Source organism: Microbacterium shaanxiense (assembly GCF_054779995.1).
The window spans coordinates 476,320-493,105 of sequence record NZ_BAAGXE010000001.1 but is presented as its reverse complement, the minus strand read 5'-3'; the positions used below and the strand labels follow the sequence as shown (position 1 = coordinate 493,105).

General features: G+C 67.7%; 12 protein-coding genes and 1 tRNA gene. 5 read left to right on the top strand and 8 right to left on the bottom strand.

What is annotated here, in order from left to right; translation table 11 throughout:
• Window positions 1-9: 9 nt before the first annotated feature.
• Window positions 10-519 carry a DUF2127 domain-containing protein gene (locus tag ACYVG2_RS02255; protein ID WP_460779485.1) on the bottom strand — a complete coding sequence of 170 codons (510 nt, stop codon included), beginning with the start codon at window positions 517-519 and terminating at the stop codon, window positions 10-12.
• Between the two features lie 22 nt (window positions 520-541).
• Window positions 542-958: a hypothetical protein gene (locus tag ACYVG2_RS02250; protein WP_460779484.1), complete on the bottom strand. Its 417-nt coding sequence runs from the start codon at window positions 956-958 to the stop codon at window positions 542-544.
• A gap of 212 nt (window positions 959-1,170) precedes the next feature.
• On the opposite strand from ACYVG2_RS02250, the gene ACYVG2_RS02245 reads away from it, so the two are divergent.
• A complete protein-coding gene (locus tag ACYVG2_RS02245) occupies window positions 1,171-2,346 on the top strand; it encodes a PIG-L family deacetylase (RefSeq protein WP_460779483.1) in 1,176 nt (391 codons plus the stop codon).
• A 16-nt stretch (window positions 2,347-2,362) separates the two neighbouring features.
• Here the strand turns inward: ACYVG2_RS02245 and ACYVG2_RS02240 are convergent, their stop codons facing one another.
• The 3 genes from ACYVG2_RS02240 to ACYVG2_RS02230 all read right to left on the bottom strand — a co-directional run bounded on the left by ACYVG2_RS02240 (window position 2,363) and on the right by ACYVG2_RS02230 (window position 6,708).
• Window positions 2,363-3,799: a CDP-glycerol glycerophosphotransferase family protein gene (locus ACYVG2_RS02240; RefSeq protein ID WP_460779482.1), complete on the bottom strand. Its 1,437-nt coding sequence runs from the start codon at window positions 3,797-3,799 to the stop codon at window positions 2,363-2,365.
• Complete coding sequence (locus ACYVG2_RS02235) at window positions 3,796-5,049, bottom strand: CDP-glycerol glycerophosphotransferase family protein (protein ID WP_460779481.1); 1,254 nt, start codon at window positions 5,047-5,049, stop codon at window positions 3,796-3,798. The genes ACYVG2_RS02240 and ACYVG2_RS02235 overlap by 4 nt, the downstream gene beginning before the upstream one ends.
• A gap of 72 nt (window positions 5,050-5,121) precedes the next feature.
• Entirely contained in the window at window positions 5,122-6,708 is a 1,587-nt protein-coding gene (locus ACYVG2_RS02230; protein ID WP_460779480.1) for a S1C family serine protease, read from the bottom strand.
• A gap of 94 nt (window positions 6,709-6,802) precedes the next feature.
• Between ACYVG2_RS02230 and ACYVG2_RS02225 the strand changes: the two genes are divergently transcribed.
• Complete coding sequence (locus ACYVG2_RS02225; protein WP_460779479.1) at window positions 6,803-8,005, top strand: aminotransferase class I/II-fold pyridoxal phosphate-dependent enzyme; 1,203 nt, start codon at window positions 6,803-6,805, stop codon at window positions 8,003-8,005.
• Between the two features lie 169 nt (window positions 8,006-8,174).
• Window positions 8,175-9,101, top strand: a complete 927-nt coding sequence (locus ACYVG2_RS02220) for a hypothetical protein (RefSeq protein WP_460779478.1) — start codon at window positions 8,175-8,177, stop codon at window positions 9,099-9,101.
• A 201-nt stretch (window positions 9,102-9,302) separates the two neighbouring features.
• On the opposite strand, the gene ACYVG2_RS02215 is transcribed toward ACYVG2_RS02220, so the two are convergent.
• Window positions 9,303-10,106: a carbon-nitrogen hydrolase family protein gene (locus tag ACYVG2_RS02215; RefSeq protein ID WP_460779477.1), complete on the bottom strand. Its 804-nt coding sequence runs from the start codon at window positions 10,104-10,106 to the stop codon at window positions 9,303-9,305.
• A 69-nt stretch (window positions 10,107-10,175) separates the two neighbouring features.
• On the opposite strand from ACYVG2_RS02215, the gene ACYVG2_RS02210 reads away from it, so the two are divergent.
• A tRNA-Met gene (locus ACYVG2_RS02210) sits at window positions 10,176-10,249 on the top strand.
• A 142-nt stretch (window positions 10,250-10,391) separates the two neighbouring features.
• Here the strand turns inward: ACYVG2_RS02210 and ACYVG2_RS02205 are convergent.
• Entirely contained in the window at window positions 10,392-13,316 is a 2,925-nt protein-coding gene (locus tag ACYVG2_RS02205) for a UPF0182 family membrane protein (RefSeq protein WP_460779476.1), read from the bottom strand.
• Window positions 13,317-13,397: 81 nt separating this feature from the next.
• Window positions 13,398-14,492, bottom strand: a complete 1,095-nt coding sequence (locus ACYVG2_RS02200) for a YlbL family protein (RefSeq protein WP_448964991.1) — start codon at window positions 14,490-14,492, stop codon at window positions 13,398-13,400.
• Between the two features lie 117 nt (window positions 14,493-14,609).
• On the opposite strand from ACYVG2_RS02200, the gene ACYVG2_RS02195 reads away from it, so the two are divergent.
• A complete protein-coding gene (locus ACYVG2_RS02195; protein WP_460779475.1) occupies window positions 14,610-16,031 on the top strand; it encodes a zinc-dependent metalloprotease in 1,422 nt (473 codons plus the stop codon).
• Window positions 16,032-16,786: the final 755 nt, after the last annotated feature.

Genomic DNA, 16,786 nt, shown 5'->3' with positions numbered 1-16,786 from the left:
GCGGTCATTCTATTGGTCGGATGCTGCTCGAGTCGGGACCCGCTGCCGGTGGAGCTGCCATTCACGCGTCGTCAAGAACACGATGAAGACAACGAAGATCGTCAGCGCGAACATCCACCAACCGAAGTGCACCACCAGCTCGTAGCACTGATAAGCGATGAACAAGCCCAGCGCGACGAGCATCCACGGATAGGCCCATAGCTTCTCGCGCAACAGTGCCCACACGAGCACGACCTTGATGACACCGTGCAGGATGAGATACCAGGCGGCGAACACCGTCGCGTCTGCCCCCATCCGGTCCGCCAGATGTTCGATCCACTGCGCCAGCGCGGAGTGCGGATTCACCACGAGGGCGTGCGCACTCACCCAACTCAGTAGGTGACGGATCTGGTCGGCGCTCACGAAGAAGAGTGCGACACCGCCGATCAGTTCGAGCGCACCGCTGATCCCTTTCAGAATGATGCTGGCGTCGAAGACACGATTGAGCAGTCTGTGATCGGACGTCGCGCTCATGGTCATGCGGCGATCGTGGTGCGGGCGGTCATCTGCTCGCGAAGAATTCCCGCGTGCGCGCACCAGCCCACAGCAGCACGACGATCAGGATCGGTAGGAGCAGGTTGTAGATGCCGTGCCAGAGCTGTGCACCAGACGTGACCAGGGCCACGACGCCGCTGATGATCGTGATCAGCTGCAGGACTGTGATGATCGCGCGAGCGACACGGCTGCCGCGAAGGATCCCGAAGGCGAAGATCATGTTTAAGACACCGACGACGACGAAGAATCCGGAGAGCACCGCTATGCCCGTGCCGTCCAGCGTCACACCCTCAAGGGTCTCAGATGCGCCATTCGACGACCCGATGAATCCGAGGATCCCTCCCATGATGCTGAGGATTCCGGTGATGAACAGGAAGACGGCGACGAGAGTGACGCCGAACGGGCGGGTTGTTGCGGGGCTCACTATTCTCCTTCGAGGTGTGCTGATTACCTGGTGCGCCACACGCTATCGGACGGAGCCGTCGAGCGCACTGGACGCGTACGGACCGTAGCATCGAGATCGGGCGTTCGGTGTGTCCGCCTCGCGATGTGCGCGACTGCGGCGTGCTACCACTATCATGTGGATTAAGTCGCGCCGCATGGCCGATGGGTCTGCGACGGGGGAAGTCAATGGTCTTGAGACGACCTGCTGCGCGCGCGTGGAAGCGCGGCGGTGCGGTGATCGCGATCGCGATGGTGATCGGGACTCTTCTGACAGGCTGTATGACCCAGGATCCGGAGGACGCGCCCCCTCGTCAGGCGATCGTGCCGGCTCCCCAGTTCCCGGTGAACACTCTCACCGCCGCGCGCAGAACAGAGATCACCGAGCAGCAGTGCCCTGCGGCCGTGACTCAGGAAGCGCTGCGCGCCCTTCCGGAGGTGGCGGCGAACGCCGTCGACTTCCTTGCTGCCTCAGCGCAGTGCGTACTGATCGGTACTGTTCTGCAGACGGCGGTGCAGCCGGCGACCTTCATCTCGCCCCTGCAGTACACCGCACCATGCGCCTCCCCTGCGATCGTCTCGGTGTGGGCGCACTACGACGACGACCTCATCTTCGGCAGTCCCACGATCCCCAACGCGATGGCCGCAGGACAGTGCATCCGCACGCTCTTCATCACTGGATCCGATGCGGGCATGGGCGCGGGATACGCCATGGAACGAGAGCTCGGCATCCGCGCGGCCTACGACGTCATGCGTGGGGCAACCGGCGCGTGGGTCGACGCCGTGGTAGCGCTGCGCAGCGGCGTCACGATCACGACGACCTCCCCGGCGGACAATCCTGGCATCCTCCTGCTGTTCGTGCGCCTGCCCGATGGGGGCCTCGACGCCGGCGGGTTCGGCGCAACCGGCCATCAATCGCTCCCCCAGCTCCTGTCCGGCGCCCTCACGGAGATGACGACGACGGACACCGGGCAGCCGATCACGCTGCCCGCACTGGAGGCGACAATCGCAGAAGTGGTGCAGGCATATGCGCCGCAGTCGGTTCTCGCCCATCTTCCCAAACTCGATCCGCGATCGAAGGGGGACCATCCCGATCATTCCGCGACGGGGAATCTCGTGGCGGGACTCGTCGACAACGGCTTCATCGACGGCACCGTCGTGCAGTACGCGATCGGGTATCCGAGCGCACAGAACGCCGTGAATCTCGGGGGCGACGAACTGTGGAAGAAGCTCGAGGCGTTCGCCGCGTACGCCTCTCACGACTCCGTTCTGCACTGCTCCACGGCGAAGAGCTGCCTGAAGGTGAACAAGTTCGGGGAGTGGCTGCAGCGTCAATACCTGGTCCCCGACGCCGAGATCCCCACGCCGTGACGAGCGCTTCCGGACGCTAGGCCTCGACGAACCCCAGATCCAGCAGACGGGACACCACGCGTTCGGCCGCATGCCCGTCATCGCGGGTGTTGAACTGCCTGCGCCACGCAGCGTAGCGTTCGGCGAAGAAACCGGGCAGCGACTCGTCCAGCAGTGCGTCCACGAGCTCGTCCTGAGTCGTCACCAGCGGGCCGGGGGCCCGTTCGGCGAGATCGAAGTAGAAGCCGCGCAGCTGCCCCCGGTAGTGCTCGAGGTCGGGCACCATGAAGTACATCGGCTTGCCGGTCACGCTGTAGTCGAACATCACCGAGGAGTAGTCGGTGATGAGCGCGTTGGCGACGAGCAGCAGTCGCGCGGTGTCGGGGAAGCCCGTCACATCGATCACCCGAGCACCGGACTGATCGCGCCCCGGCCGCAGCGTGCGAGAGTGCCCGCGAACGAGTACGACGGCATCCGTCTGCTCCGCGAGCAGCTGCGGGTCGACGAAGTCGACGATCTCGTTGCGGTCGTCGCGCCAGGTCGGGGCGTAGAGCAGCACTCGCTCATCGGCGCCGATACCGAGCGCCTTTCGCGTCGCCGCCCCGTCGTCGGTCGTGAGCACGTCGTTGCGGGGATAGCCGTCGGTCCAAATGGGCTTGCCGAAGAACGCGTACGCCTTCTTAAGGATGCGCTCCGAATAGGTGTTCTGCGCGAGCAGGACATCCCAGCGGCGCGACTCCTTCACGACGGCCGCCATCCTTCGGGGATCGAAGCCGCGACGATGCAGCGCGAGGCGCTTGAGCGGCGTGCCGTGCCACGTCTGCAGCACCTTCTGCCCGTGCTTGCGTGCGAAGCGCCGGCGCATCCAGTCGTTGACCACGAGCAGCCTCGCCGCACCGCGGGCGCGCCACCATTCCGGGCTGCCCTCGATCACCGCGATCGCGCCCTCTGGGACGGCGATCGACAGGTCGACCACGCTCCAGTACCTCGTGACGCCCGGTGCCCGTGCCGCGATCTCTCGGTCGATGGCACGCGGATTGCACCCGACGCTCTGCCCGTAGAAGCTCTCGAAGAACACGGCGTTCTCATCGCCGCCGGCCTGGGCGACGTAGCGCTCCTCGAGCGTGGACTGCCCCTCGGTGGTCTCGTAGATCAGCGCGACGGGGGCGGCGACCTCGACGTGGCCGCCGTGCAGCGCGATGCGCATGCCCGCGAGCATCTCCGGACCGATCTCGATGCCGTCGAGGTCCGCACCGTCGATGCTCAGCTCGTACGAGCCGGACGGCAGCGGCAGAGGTTCCCCCGACCATCGGGCGACGCGAAGCGGAACGACAGCCTTCCAGGTCTTGCCTCCGCCGGTGATCTTCCCCGTCACTCGTGCCCGTGGGCCCTCGAGGTTCGCCGATCCGGGCTTGGGACCCGTGCCTGAGATGATCAGCGTCTCCGCCTGCTCATCGATCCGGGCAGTCGTCATCGTGCTCCCTTCGGCGCGGGAATCCCCCGCATGCGGATCGCCTGGTACACGCGGCGGGCGTTGTGTCCGTCGCGGTAAGCGTGCATCTGTGCGCTGAGCGTACTGGAGCGCGCGGAGCGCGCCGTGAACACGTCGTCATCCGCCAGCAGCGTCTCGAGCTGGCCGAGCAGGGCGTCCCAGTCCTTCGCCGCGTCGTCGCCCGCGACATCCTCGTAGCGTCCGTAGAAGCCTCGAGTGCGCGCGTACTCCTCGGCGTCCGGTGCGAGATACAGCACGGGCATGCCCAGAAGCCCCACGTCGTACGCCAACGACGAGTAGTCGGTGACGAGCACGTCGATCCCCGGAAGGGCGGGAGTGACGTCGGAGGCGACCTCGGAGCCCAGCATCCGCACACGACCGCTCGGCAGCGGTGGCTGATACGCACCCGCACCGAGCGGATGCGAACGCACGAAGAGCACGACGTTGTGCGCCTCGAGCAGCGCGATGATCCTCACCCACTGCGCCGCGGTCGGCACGGCGACGTCGTCAGCGCCGTCGCGCCAGGTCGGCGCGTAGAGCAGCGTGCGAGCCCCTGCGGGCAGCGGTCCGGTCGCCGTGGAGAGCAGAGCGGATGCGGCGTCGCGCCGCTCGTCGTCGGAGCCGGCGGAGAGCACGTCCACGCGAGGCTCTCCTGTCACGACCACCCGCGCATCGCCGAGCGCGAATGCGGATTCGAGTCGTCCGCGCGAGCGGTCGGATGCCGCGGGCAGCACTCGGATGCGGCGTGCGGTCCGGCGGTACAGCACCGCCACGAGCCGTCGAAGGAGCCCCGCTCCCGGAACATCCGGAACCTGTGTGGTCGCCGGCGAGTCGAGTCCGATCCGCTTGAGCGGGATGCCGTGCCACAGCTGCACGATGAATCCGCCCGAGACGCCGTAGCGGTTCACGTCGCCGAGGCCGTGCGTGACCACGAGCACGCCTGCGCACGCGGTGGCCCACCACCCGCGCAGCGACGACTTCGAGATCGTGCGGATGCCGCGCGCCGCAGCATCCGCCCGTTCGCGCGCGGACGAGGTGAGCCAGACGGCGTCGTGCCCTTTCTCGGTCGCGACGCGCCACAGCGCCAGTGCACCGTCGCCGATCCCCGCGCCGCACCCGAACACCCAGCGCCGGCCGCGCGGGACGAAGAACGCGCCTATTCCTCCGACGGCATACAACGGGATGCGCAGGAGCTTGGCCGCATTGCCGGAGCCGAAAGAGAAGGACGCCACCCCGCGAGCCTATCGCGGGGTGGCGTCCTTCTCTGAGAATCCGGTGGCTCGCCGGAGCCATCGGATGACCGATCAGAGGCTGAGTTCTCCGAGCTTCACATCGATGTCGTACGACTTGCCGTCGCGCACATAGGTGAGGCTCGCGTCGCTGCCCGCGGCCGCTGCTCGCACCTGGGCGGTGAGGTCGGTCGCGCTCGCGACCGGTGCACCGTTGAAGGCCGTCACGATGTCGCCCTCGCGCAGACCGGCTTCCTCCGCAGCGCCGCCGCTGACGGGGGTGTCCGCGATGTACGCGCCGGCGACCTCAGAGCCCTCGACAGAGGACGCATCCCGTACGGACGCGCCGAGCAGACCGTGCGTCGCTGTGCCGTCCTCGATGATCTCCTCCGAGATGCGCTTGGCGACGTTCGAGGGGATCGCGAAGCCCACGCCGATCGAGCCGGACTCTTCTGCACTGCCCGCGGTCGCGATCGCGACGTTGATGCCGATGAGCTTGCCCTCGCTGTCGACGAGTGCGCCGCCGGAGTTGCCGGGGTTGATCGCCGCGTCGGTCTGGATCACCGCGATCGAGATCGACTCGGTGGCGCCCTGGGTCTCGGCGCCCGGCAGGTCGAACTGGAAGGGGCCGCCCTCCTGCTCGGATTCGCCGTCCTCCTGGCTGTCCTGGTCGGCCGAGTCGGGCAGGGCCGACGACGCGATCTGGATGCTGCGGTTCAGGGCGCTCACGATGCCGGTGGTGACCGAGTTGGACAGCCCGAGCGGGGCACCGACCGCGACGGCGGTGGATCCCACATTGAGGTCGGACGAGTCGGCGAACTCGATCGGCGTGAGATCCTCTGCTCCCTCGAGCTTGATGACCGCGAGATCGTAGATCGGATCGGTGCCGACGATCGTTGCGTCGTAGATGCGGCCGTCGGACGCGGTCACCCTGACCTCGGGATTCGCCGCAGCACCGCCGAGGGTGACCACGTGGGTGTTCGTGAGCACGTAGCCGTCCTTGCTGATCACGACACCGGAGCCGCTGCCCGATCCCTCCTGACCGGCGACCTCGATCGTGACCACCGAGGGCAGCACGGTGGTCGCGATCGCGGTGGTCTCGTTCACGGAGCCCGGGTTGTTCACCGTGATGGTGTCGGTGCCGTTGGCCGTGGAACCGGGAGGCTGAGCCCAGAGGTTGTTGCCGAGGTAGCTGCCGCCGAGGCCGGCCGCGCCGCCGACGAGCGAGGCGGCGACGATGAGGGCCGCGACCTTGCCTGCGCCGAACGGCTTCTTGTCCTTGGACTTCGTGCCGATCGGTGTGACGTGGTCGGTGGCGCCGTCTGCTCCCGCATCAGCCGAAGCGCCTGCACCGCCCTCGCCGCTCTCGCGGGAGAACGAGACGGTCGGCTGGGTCTGATCGGCGCCGTGCGCCGGATATGTCGGGGCGGGGATCCCGAACGCGGCACCCTGAGCCGACGCGTTGTGCGTCGATGCGCTCTGTGCAGACGGACCCGGGTTCGACGCGTTCTGCGTCGAGGCATCCTGGGTCGATGTCGGGGTCGGTGCCTGATGCGACGTGAACGACGCGGGCATGTCGTGACCGGCGCCGGTGCCGCTCGGCTCCTGCGACGCAGGCTGCTCGGACGACGCGGACTCGCTGGTGTTCTTGTCTTCGTTCATGGTCTGCTCCTTCAACAAGATCCAGAGTGCCGCTCGTAGCTGTGCGTTCGTTATGGTGAGGGTGAGTGTCGTCTATGGCCTTAGCCTGGTTTGCATGAGTGCTATTCCCGGCGCCTGGCGGCGCACAGCGGCAGGGGCCGGCCTGCTCTCGCCGGACGGTGCGGTCAGACCCACCATCTTCGCAGAGATGTCTGCGGCTGCTCTGAGAACGGGGTCGGTCAATCTCGGACAGGGCTTCCCCGATGAGGACGGCCCAGCCGAAGTGCTCGAGGCCGCCAGGGAGGCGATCTCACGGGGTGCGAACCAGTACCCGCCCGGACGCGGTTTCGCCGACCTGCTCGAGGCGATCAGCGAGCACCAGCAACGGTTCTACGGGCTCACGGTGGATCCGGCGACAGAGGTGATCGTGACCGCCGGCGCGACCGAGGCGCTGACGGCGACGCTGCTCGCGTTGATCGATTCCCCCGAGGATGAGGTCGTCGTGTTCGAGCCGTACTACGACTCGTATGCTGCGGCCGTGGCGCTGGCCGGCGCGCGACTGCGCACCGTTCCCCTGCGGCTGCCGGATCTCCAGCCGGATCTCGAGGTGCTCGCGACATCCGTCACCGATCGCACGCGGATCATCCTCGTGAACGATCCGCACAACCCGACCGGAGTCGTGTTCTCACCCGAGGTCCGAGCGGAGGTCGTGCGGCTCGCGCACCGCCACGACACCGTCATCGTCACCGACGAGGTGTACGAGCACCTCACGTTCGACGGCCCGCATGTGCCGATCGCGACGCTGCCCGGTGCGGCGGAGCGCACCCTGACCATCTCGTCCGGCGGCAAGACGTTCTCGGCCACCGGGTGGAAGATCGGCTGGATCCACGGTCCTGCCGATCTCATCACGGCGGTGCTGACGGTCAAGCAGTACCTCACGTATGTGAACGGCTCGGCGTTCCAGCCGGCGATCGCGGTCGGCCTGCGCCTGCCTGATGCGTTCTTCACTGATGCCGCGGCCTCCCTCGCGCGAAAGCACGAGATCCTCGGCGACGGTCTGCGCGGGGCCGGATTCGAGGTGATCCCGCCGCAGGGCGGCTACTTCACGGTCGCCGATGCGACATCGCTCGGAGGAGCGGATGCCGCCGCCTTCTGCCGTGCCCTTCCGGAGAAGGCCGGAGTCGTCGCGATCCCGCTGGAGGCGTTCGTCAGCACGGAGCACCGCGGAGACTATGCGGGCCTCGTGCGATTCGCCGCCTGCAAGCGCGTCGACGTGCTCGAAGAGGCTGCGCGGCGGTTGGCCGCAGCCCGGTTCTGACGGAATCCCCCGGGGAAGCCGCCGATGGGAGCTTTTCGCACGTGACGCGGCGGCTCTCGATGCGAAAAGATCCCATGACTCGTCCTGCACATGGACGAAGCAGAAGAAGTCGTCCCCCGATCGTGCGTCAGAGGCACCAGGCGGCCGGCTTCGTGACGAAAATGGCCGCATGCGCCATCGAACCCCCCTGCCTCGCCATCTCGGCGGCGTGTTCCACGTATCGGATGCCGTGGCAGCCGGCGTCGGGAGAGGGCGGGCGAACGCCGCCGACCTGCATCGTCCGTTCCCGGGGGTCCGTGCCAAGGAGATCGCGGAGACCTTCCTTCAACGCGCCGAGAGCTTCGCACCGCGAATGCGCGACGGGCATCGGTACTGCGGCGTGACAGCGGCTCGTGCCTGGGGGCTGCCGTTGCCGTGGCGATGGACAGCGGCCGAGCCGTTGGACGTCGGCGTCCCTGCCCATGCGGCTCCGCCGCGCGTGCCCGGTGTGCACGGCCGCCGCGTCGCCGAGGATCGCGCGCAGACGTACACGGTCGGCGGGCTGCGCACCATGGATCCGGTGTCGACCGTCGCACTCCTCGCGCCGAGGCTGAACGTCGAGCAGCTCGTCATGATGTTGGACGCGATCGTCACGCCGTCGCAGCGGTACCCAGGACTGCGCATGGTGCGGCCGTTCCTCTCCATCGAAGGCATCCGCGCACAGATCGACGCGCTCGGCGCGTTCCCCGGTGTGCGGAAGTTACGTGACGCGCTCGAACTCGTGCGAGCTGGTGTCGATTCGCCGAAGGAGACACAGGCACGAATCGCGATCCTCGACGCGGGATTGCCTGAACCTGTCGTCCAGCACGCCATTCGCGACGGGAGCCGACTCGTGGCGACGGTCGATCTGGCATATCCGGGGTTGAAGATCGCGATCGAGTACGAAGGCGACGGACACCGCACCGACCGTGACCAGTGGCGCATCGACATCCGGCGTCAGCGCAGCTTGGAGGAGCTCGGATGGGTCGTCATCCGCATGACCGAACTCGACCTGACGACCGGCCGAAGCGAGTTCCTGAGCCTCCTCGCGCGCACCCTTCGCGCTCGGCGCCCGTGATCTCGCGCGTGTCTCGCCTGCCTGCCTCGCACCCGGGGGAGCATCCCACCCGCGGGAGCATTTCGCACCTCAGACATGAGTTTCGCGTGCGAATTGCTCCCATCGGCGACTGTTCGCCGGGTGCACGGAGGCGCGTGCGGCTGTTCGCCCGGTGCAATTGCGACGCGTGCGGCGACAGCACGTGACGCGGCGGCCGGCGCCTCAGCGAGGAACGACGCCGTAACGGCGCAGTCGCAGCACGGGGTTGGTCTCGCGCACGCGGGTGACGGCATCATTCGTGAGTTCGGCCACGCCGATCCCCTCACCTGTCGCGACACCCGCGAGCACCACGCCCTGCGGGTCGATGATCTGCGAGTGCCCGACGCCGATCGGCGCTGGGTGATCGGCGGCGACGACGTAGACGGTGTTCTCGATCGCGCGCGCGGCGAGCAGGGTCGTCCAGTGATGCTCCTTGAGCGGCCCGCGCACCCATTCGGCGGGAATGACGACGACATCGGCGCCGGCGTCCACGAGTGTGCGCGCGACCTCGGGGAAGCGCAGGTCGTAGCAGGTCATCATCGCGAGGCGCAGTCCGCCGATCTCCAGCGTCTCCGGAGTCCCCAACTCCCCCGCCTCGATCCAGTCCGACTCCGTCTGGCCGAACGCGTCGTACAGGTGCTGCTTCCGGTATGTGGCGCGCAGGCCGGTCGCATCGACCGCGACGAGAGTGTTGCGCACCCGCTCCCCCGCCGACTCGACGAGTCCGGCGACGATCGTGACGTCATGAGCGGATGCCGTGTCCTGCAGCGCCCGGACGAACTCACCGTCGAGCGTTTCGGAATTCTCGGCAAGAGTCGCGTCCATCGGGTTCACGAAGTAACTGGAGTACTCCGGGAACACCACCAGTCGCGCTCCCCTCGTCGCGGCATCCGCTGTCATCTCTGCGATCCGGGCGCGGTTGTCCGCCCGTGAGGCTGCCGGGCTGAACTGGCATACGGCGACGGTGAGTGCGGCGGTCTCAGACATGTCTCCATCCTCGCGCAGTTTGCCCGTGGTTAACCAGGGCCGAAACCCGTGTTAGGCTAGTAGACGTGCCGCGGGGTGGAGCAGTTCGGTAGCTCGCCGGGCTCATAACCCGGAGGTCGCAGGTTCAAATCCTGTCCCCGCAACGAGAAGCGACACAAGAAAGGCCCCTGATCAGGAGAAATCCCGATCAGGGGCCTTTCGCATGCCCTGGCGCGCTGCGACCAGACAGCCAGCGGACGCGAAAACGGGCGCCCCTCGCGGGACGCCCGTTTCGCTGTGCGAGGCCTATTCGGCCGCTTCCAGTGCCAGCAGTTCCGTGATCGCTGCGGTGAGGCGCTTGTCGGCCTCGGCGAACGCGGTGAGGTCTCCGGCCTTCAGAGCCGCCTCACGGTCGGTCAGCGCCTGCTGAGCGTCGGCGAGCGCCTCGGCGCGTGCATCCGTCCCGGTGCCGGGATCCGGCTCCGTCGTGCCCGGATCCGTGCCGCCCTCTTCGGGCGGACTCGTCCCGTCGCCCGGATCGACCGGCTCCACCTCTTCGTCTCCACCGCTCGCGCCGGAGTCTCCGCCGAAGATCACGTCGAGCGCCGCGGTGAGGGTGTCCTCGAAGGCGATGCTGTCGCCGAAGGTGACCAGCACCTTCTGCAGCAGCGGCAGCTGAGTGCCCTCGGACGACTGCACGTACACCGGCTGCACGTAGAGCAGACCGCCACCGACGGGCAGCGTCAGCAGGTTGCCGTACTTCACCTCGGACTTGCCCAGCGTCAGCACGTTGAGCTTGTCGGCGATCGTGGTGTCGGAGTCGAACGTGTTCTGCACCTGACCCGGTCCCGGCACCGTGGTGTCGGCATCGATCTCGAGCATTCGCAGCTGTCCGTAACCGTCGGCCTTCTCGCCGGCTGTGGCGCCGGCATCCGAATCGACTGCCAAGTACCCCATCAGGACGTTACGACTCGTCGTGCCCTGCGAGGACGCCGGGATGAACGTCGAGAACATCGAGAACCGCGGCTCCTCCTGCCCCGGCATCTGCATGGACAGGTAGTACGGCGGCTGCAGCTGGTCGTCGTTGCGCGGGTCGTTCGGCGTCTGCCAGCGGTTGTCCTGCTGGGCGAAGGATCCGGCCGTGTCGACGTGGTATACGCCGAGGATCTCGCGCTGCACCTTGAACAGGTCGGTCGGGTAGCGCACGTGACTCATCAGGTCGGCGGACATCTCGCTGATCGGCTCGACCGTCGAGGGGTACACCTTCTGCCATGCCTCGAGGATCGGGTCCTCGTCATCCCACGCGTAGAGGGTCACCGAGCCGTCGTAGGCGTCGACGGTGGCCTTCACGGAGTTGCGGATGTAGTTGATGTCGTCGATGGCGAAGTTCGGCGCCGCCGTGTTCGAGTCGGCGATGGCATCCGACAGGCTCACGCTGGTCGAGTACGGGAACGTCGAACTGGTCGTGTAACCGTCGACGATCCACACGACCCTGCCGTCGACGACGCTCGGGTACGGGTCGCTGTCGAGCTCGAGGTACGGCGCGACCTTCTGCACGCGCGTCACCGGGTCGCGGTCGTACAGGATCTGCGAATCGGAGTTGACGAGATCGGAGAAGAGGATCTCCGCCTCCTGGAACTTCAGCGCGTACAACAGCTTGTTGAAGGTGCTGCCGACGCTCGGACCGCCGTCGCCCGCGAAGGTGTTCTTCGTCTCGTTCGCACCGTCGTTGCCGCGCGGGTAGTCGATCTCCACCGGATCCGTGCCCTCTGGGGCACCGACGATCGAGTACAGCGGAGAGTCCTCGCCGAAGTACACGCGGGGCTCGTACTCCTCGCTCTCGGTGAGGAATCCAGAGGACGGGATGCCGCGTTCGAGGAACACCGGCTCACCTTCACTCGTGCGCTGGTTTCCGGCGGCGGCGACGAGGCCGTAGCCGTGCGTGTACACCGCGGTGCGGTTGTTCCAGCTGTTGCTGTCGCCGAGCTTGTCCACGTTGATCTCGCGCACGGCCACCACGGTGTCCTGCGTCTCGCCATCGATGTTGTAGCGGTCGACGTCCAGGGTCTCCTGGAACTGGTAGTAGTTGCGGAACTGCTCGAGCTGCTGCACCGTCGGGCTGATGATGCTCGGGTCGAGGATGCGGATGGATGCTGTGGTTTCGGCATCGTTGCGCAGCTGCCCCGCCTCAGCGGTGGTCTCCGCCTTGAAGGGCGTCACCTCGAGGTCGGCGATGTCGTAGGCGCTCTTGGTGCCGTCGATGTTGCGCTGGTAGTACTCGGCCTGGAAGCTGTTCTGGTTCGGACGCACCTGGAAGGTCGTCACGACCCACGGGTAGCCGATGCCGACGACGAGGGATGCGACGATCAGCAGGCCGGTCGCGACGAGCGGGAAGCGCCAGCGCCCGATGACCGCGGTGACGAAGAAGAGGATCGCGACGAGTGCGGCGAGGATCGCGAGGATCGCCATACCGGGGATCGTGGCGTTGACGCTCGTGTACGCGGCACCGGTGATGCGGTCTTCCTGCGTGACGAGCGTCTTGTAGCGGTCGAGCCACAGGCTCGCGGCCTGCACGAGCAGGTAGAGCCCGGCGAGCACGGCCAGCTGGATGCGAGCCGGCTTCGAGATGCGCAGCTCGCCCTGACCGATGCGGACGGAGCCGTACAGGTACGAGACCAGGGCGGTGACGACCAGCGACAGCAGGATGACGGCCGAGACGAACGCCAGCAGGATCGAGTAGAACGGCATCGCGAACAGGTAGAAGCCCGTGTCCATGCCGAACTGCGGGTCGACCTCGCCGGTCGCCCCTCCGTTGAACCACAGCCAGACGGTCTCCCAGTTGCCCGCAGCGGCGAAGCCGGCGAACAGGCCGAAGAAGATCGGCATGCCCCACATCGCGAGGCGGCGCAGCGGCTCGATGACCTCCTGATAGCGATCGAGCTGCGAGCTCAGCCGCACGTAAACCGGGCGCAGACGGTACGCCAGCTGGATCACGATGAACAGCGGCACCGCCATCCCCAGGAAGCCCACCACGAACATCACGGCAGTGGCGATCCACTGGGTGGTGAGAACGTTCGCGAACTGCAGCTGGTCGAACCAGAGGAAGTCCGTGTAGAGAGCGGCGAAGACGAAGAACGCAGCGATGATCGCGGCGATGATCACCAGCGATATCGTGATGATCCGTCGTGAGGTGCGGGGCGTGGCCGGATTCGGCGCCGAGGTCGTGGTCACCCGTCCATCCTAGGCGGGGCATTTTGTGTGCGGGCTGTAACAACGGTGACGGAGAGGTCACCGTCCGCTCTCAGCGCAACATCACTGCGCAGCCGCGGTGCAAGTGGGCAGTGCGTCGACGTCGCCGCCGTTCGCGATCACCTCGAGCGCGTCCAGGGACTCCTCGAGCGTCGATGTGCTGATCACCTGGAGCCCGTCGGGGACGTGGCCGACGACCTCGTCGCAGTTCGACGACGGCGCGAGGAAGTAGTCGGCGCCCGCATCCACAGCGCCGTACAGCTTCTGGCGGATGCCGCCGATCGGACCGACGCTGCCCGCGGCGTCGATGGTTCCGGTGCCGGCGATGTCGTTGCCGCCGGTCATCTCCCCCGGTGTGAGCTCATCGACGATGCCGAGTGCGAACATCATGCCGGCGCTGGGACCGCCCACGTTGTCGAGCTGAATCGTCACGTCGATCGGGAAGTCGTACTCGGTGGTCAGCGTGATGCCGATCAGCCAGGTGTCGACACCGTCGACGGTGTCGAGCTCCGGGGTGATCTCGACGCCCAGCGGCTCGTCGCCGTCGCGGAGCACCGTCAGCTCGACGGGCTCACCCTCGCCGTCCTGGATCGCCGCGCGCAGCTCTGCGGCGCTGGTGACCGCGACGCCGTCGATCTCGGTGATGACGTCCCCCTCTTCGAGCACACCTGCCGCGGGAGAGTCGTCGACGGCCTCGACGACCGTCACCTCGGCACCGGTGTCGTACCCCAGTTCGTTGAGCGCCGCGGCAGTCGCCTCGTGCTGCGAATCGACCATCAGTGCCGCGTTGCGCTCATCACGGTCCTCGCTCGTCACTCCCTCGGGGAACACCGCATCGAGCGGCACGACGGCGCGGGACGAGTCCATCCAGGCGAGTGCCAGTTCGAACCACGACGGCGTGCGCTCCCGGTTGCCGACGACCTGCACGGTCAGCAGGTTGAGGGTGCCGCTCGTCTCGAACGTCTCGGCGCCCTCGATCGCGATCAGCGGCACCTCCTCACCGTCCTCGCCGGCTGCGGTGCCGAGCGTGTCGTAGACGGGACCTGGGCGCTGTATCACATACGGCGTCGGCAGGAAGGTGAGCACCACGAGCGCGACGAGCGCGACGATGAGTGCCCAGACGCCCAGGCCGACCCTGGGTGTGCGCGTGTGAGCCAAGTGGATCCTCCGTCGTTCGCGACCGGCGTACAGCGATCTGCCCGCGTCGGGGTCGCGTGCAGAATCCTGCAACTAGCGTAGATGTCACGGCTAGCGACGTGCTGAGAGGCGACCGACATGGCAGACAACGACCCGAACCCCGAGGACTTCCAAGAGTTCCTGCGGAAGATGATGTCCGGAGCGGGCGGCGGCGACTTCGACCTGAGCGCGCTGCAGAACGCCCTCGGCGGCGCGGACGGCCTCGAGATCGATCCGGCCATGATGGCCGGACTCATGCGGCAGTTGCAGGGCGCGTTCGGCGGTGATCCGTGGGAGAACACGCTGCGCCAGGCGCTGCACATCGCCAATCGCGAGGGCCAGGGGATCACCGACGGCTCGCGCCATTCCCTCGTGGATGCCTTCGCGCTCGCGAACCTCTGGCTGAGCGAGGCCACCACGATCTCCGAGCTCGCCGAGAACCCGCAGGCCATGACACGCGGCGAATGGGTCGAGAAGACCCTCCCGGTGTGGAAGGAGATCGCGGGCCCCGTCTCCACCAGCATCGCCGACGCCCTCACGAGCGCGCTCGACACGCAGGTGCCTGAAGACATGCGCGAGGCGATCCAGGGAGCCGGCCAGCTGATGCGCGGACTCGGCTCCTCGGTGTTCGCCGCGCAGTTCGGCCAGGTGCTCGGCAACCTCTCGCTCGAGGTCGTCTCCGGCGGTGACGTCGGCATCCCCGTCCTCCCCGCCGGCACCGCCGCGCTGATCCCGCAGAACATCACGGCGTTCGGCGAGGGGCTCGAGATCCCCGAGGATCAGATCGCGTTGTACCTCGCGACCCGTGAGCTCGCGTACGCGCGTCTGTACCGGCACGCGAAGTGGCTGCACCTGCACGTGATGTCGCAGATCACCGACTTCGCCCGCGGCGTGACCGTCGACGTCGAGGCGCTGGAAGACGTCGCCAGCCGACTCGATCCGTCGAACCCCGAGGAGCTGCGCGCGGCGATCGAGGGCGGAGCACTGCTCCCGGCGCAGACCGAGGTGCAGCGCGAGGCGCTCGCGCGCCTGGAGAACATCATCGCGATGATCGACGGCTGGGTGGACGTCGTCACGGCCGAAGCAACCTCCCGCTTGCCCGACAGTGTGCGCCTCGCAGAGGCCGCTCGACGCCGTCGCGCGGTCGGCGGGCCTGCGGAGGACGCGCTCGGCGCGCTCGTCGGTCTCAAGCTGCGCCCGCGGCGCATGCGCGAGGCCTCCGCGATGTGGCAGAAGGTGACGGATGCCGTCGGCGTGGCCGCCCGTGATTCGCTCTGGGACTACCCCGACCTGCAGCCCACCGCTGACGACATCGACGACCCGACGGCGCTGATCGAACGGCTTCAGGCGCGTGCGCGTGGCGAGGCGCCCGTGGCGGACGAGTTCGACGAGGCGCTGAGCCGGCTGCTGGCCGGCGACGACTTCTCCGAGGAGGCGGCGTCGGACGACGCGAGTGAGGCCGGATCGGGCGACGATGAGCGGGGCGACGGGAAGAACCAGGGCGGCGAGACTCCGGTCTGACCCGCATCAGCCGCAGGACTCGTGCTGCACATCCCGTGCCGGCACGGATTTGTCCACTGTTCCGCATCCTGAGCCCCACGGTGAGGGGCGCGTGGGCAGAATCGGTGCATGCCGCCGATCACGCCCCCGACGCTGACGCGTCTCGACCCCGCCTATCCCCTGCTGTGGCGTGACGTCGACACGGTGCAGTTCGGTATGGAAGGCGTCGTGCGCGTCTCGGTCTCCGAACCCTGGGTGGACCCGCTGCTGCAGTCGCTGCGCGACGGGTTCCGTCCCAGCGCCTTCGACGTGATCGCGCACAGCGCAGGAGCCCCGCGTGACGCCGCGCGCGAGCTGCTCACGGCGTTGAAGCCGGTGCTGCGCGCGGATGCACCGCCGCTGCCGAGGATCTGGATCGAGAGCCTCAACATGGTCGATTCGCGCATCGCCGCCCGCACCGAGATCGCCCTCGTCGATGAGGGCTTCCGGATGACGGAGCGCGCGACACCCGACGCGGTCGCAGTCGTCCTGATGGAGGGCTCGGCGTCAGCCCGGCAGCTCGCCGGCCATCTGCGCGACGACGTCGCCCATCTGCCGATCGCGTTCGAAGTGGGCGGGACGAGCGTGGGCCCGCTCGTGGTGCCCGGTCGCACGCCGTGCCTGTCGTGCCGCGACGCGCATGAGCGCGAGCGCGACCCGGCGTGGCCGGTGCTGCACGCGCAGCTCGTCGGCGCAGCATCCGGTCGCATCACCGCCGCGCGCACCGCCGAGGCCGC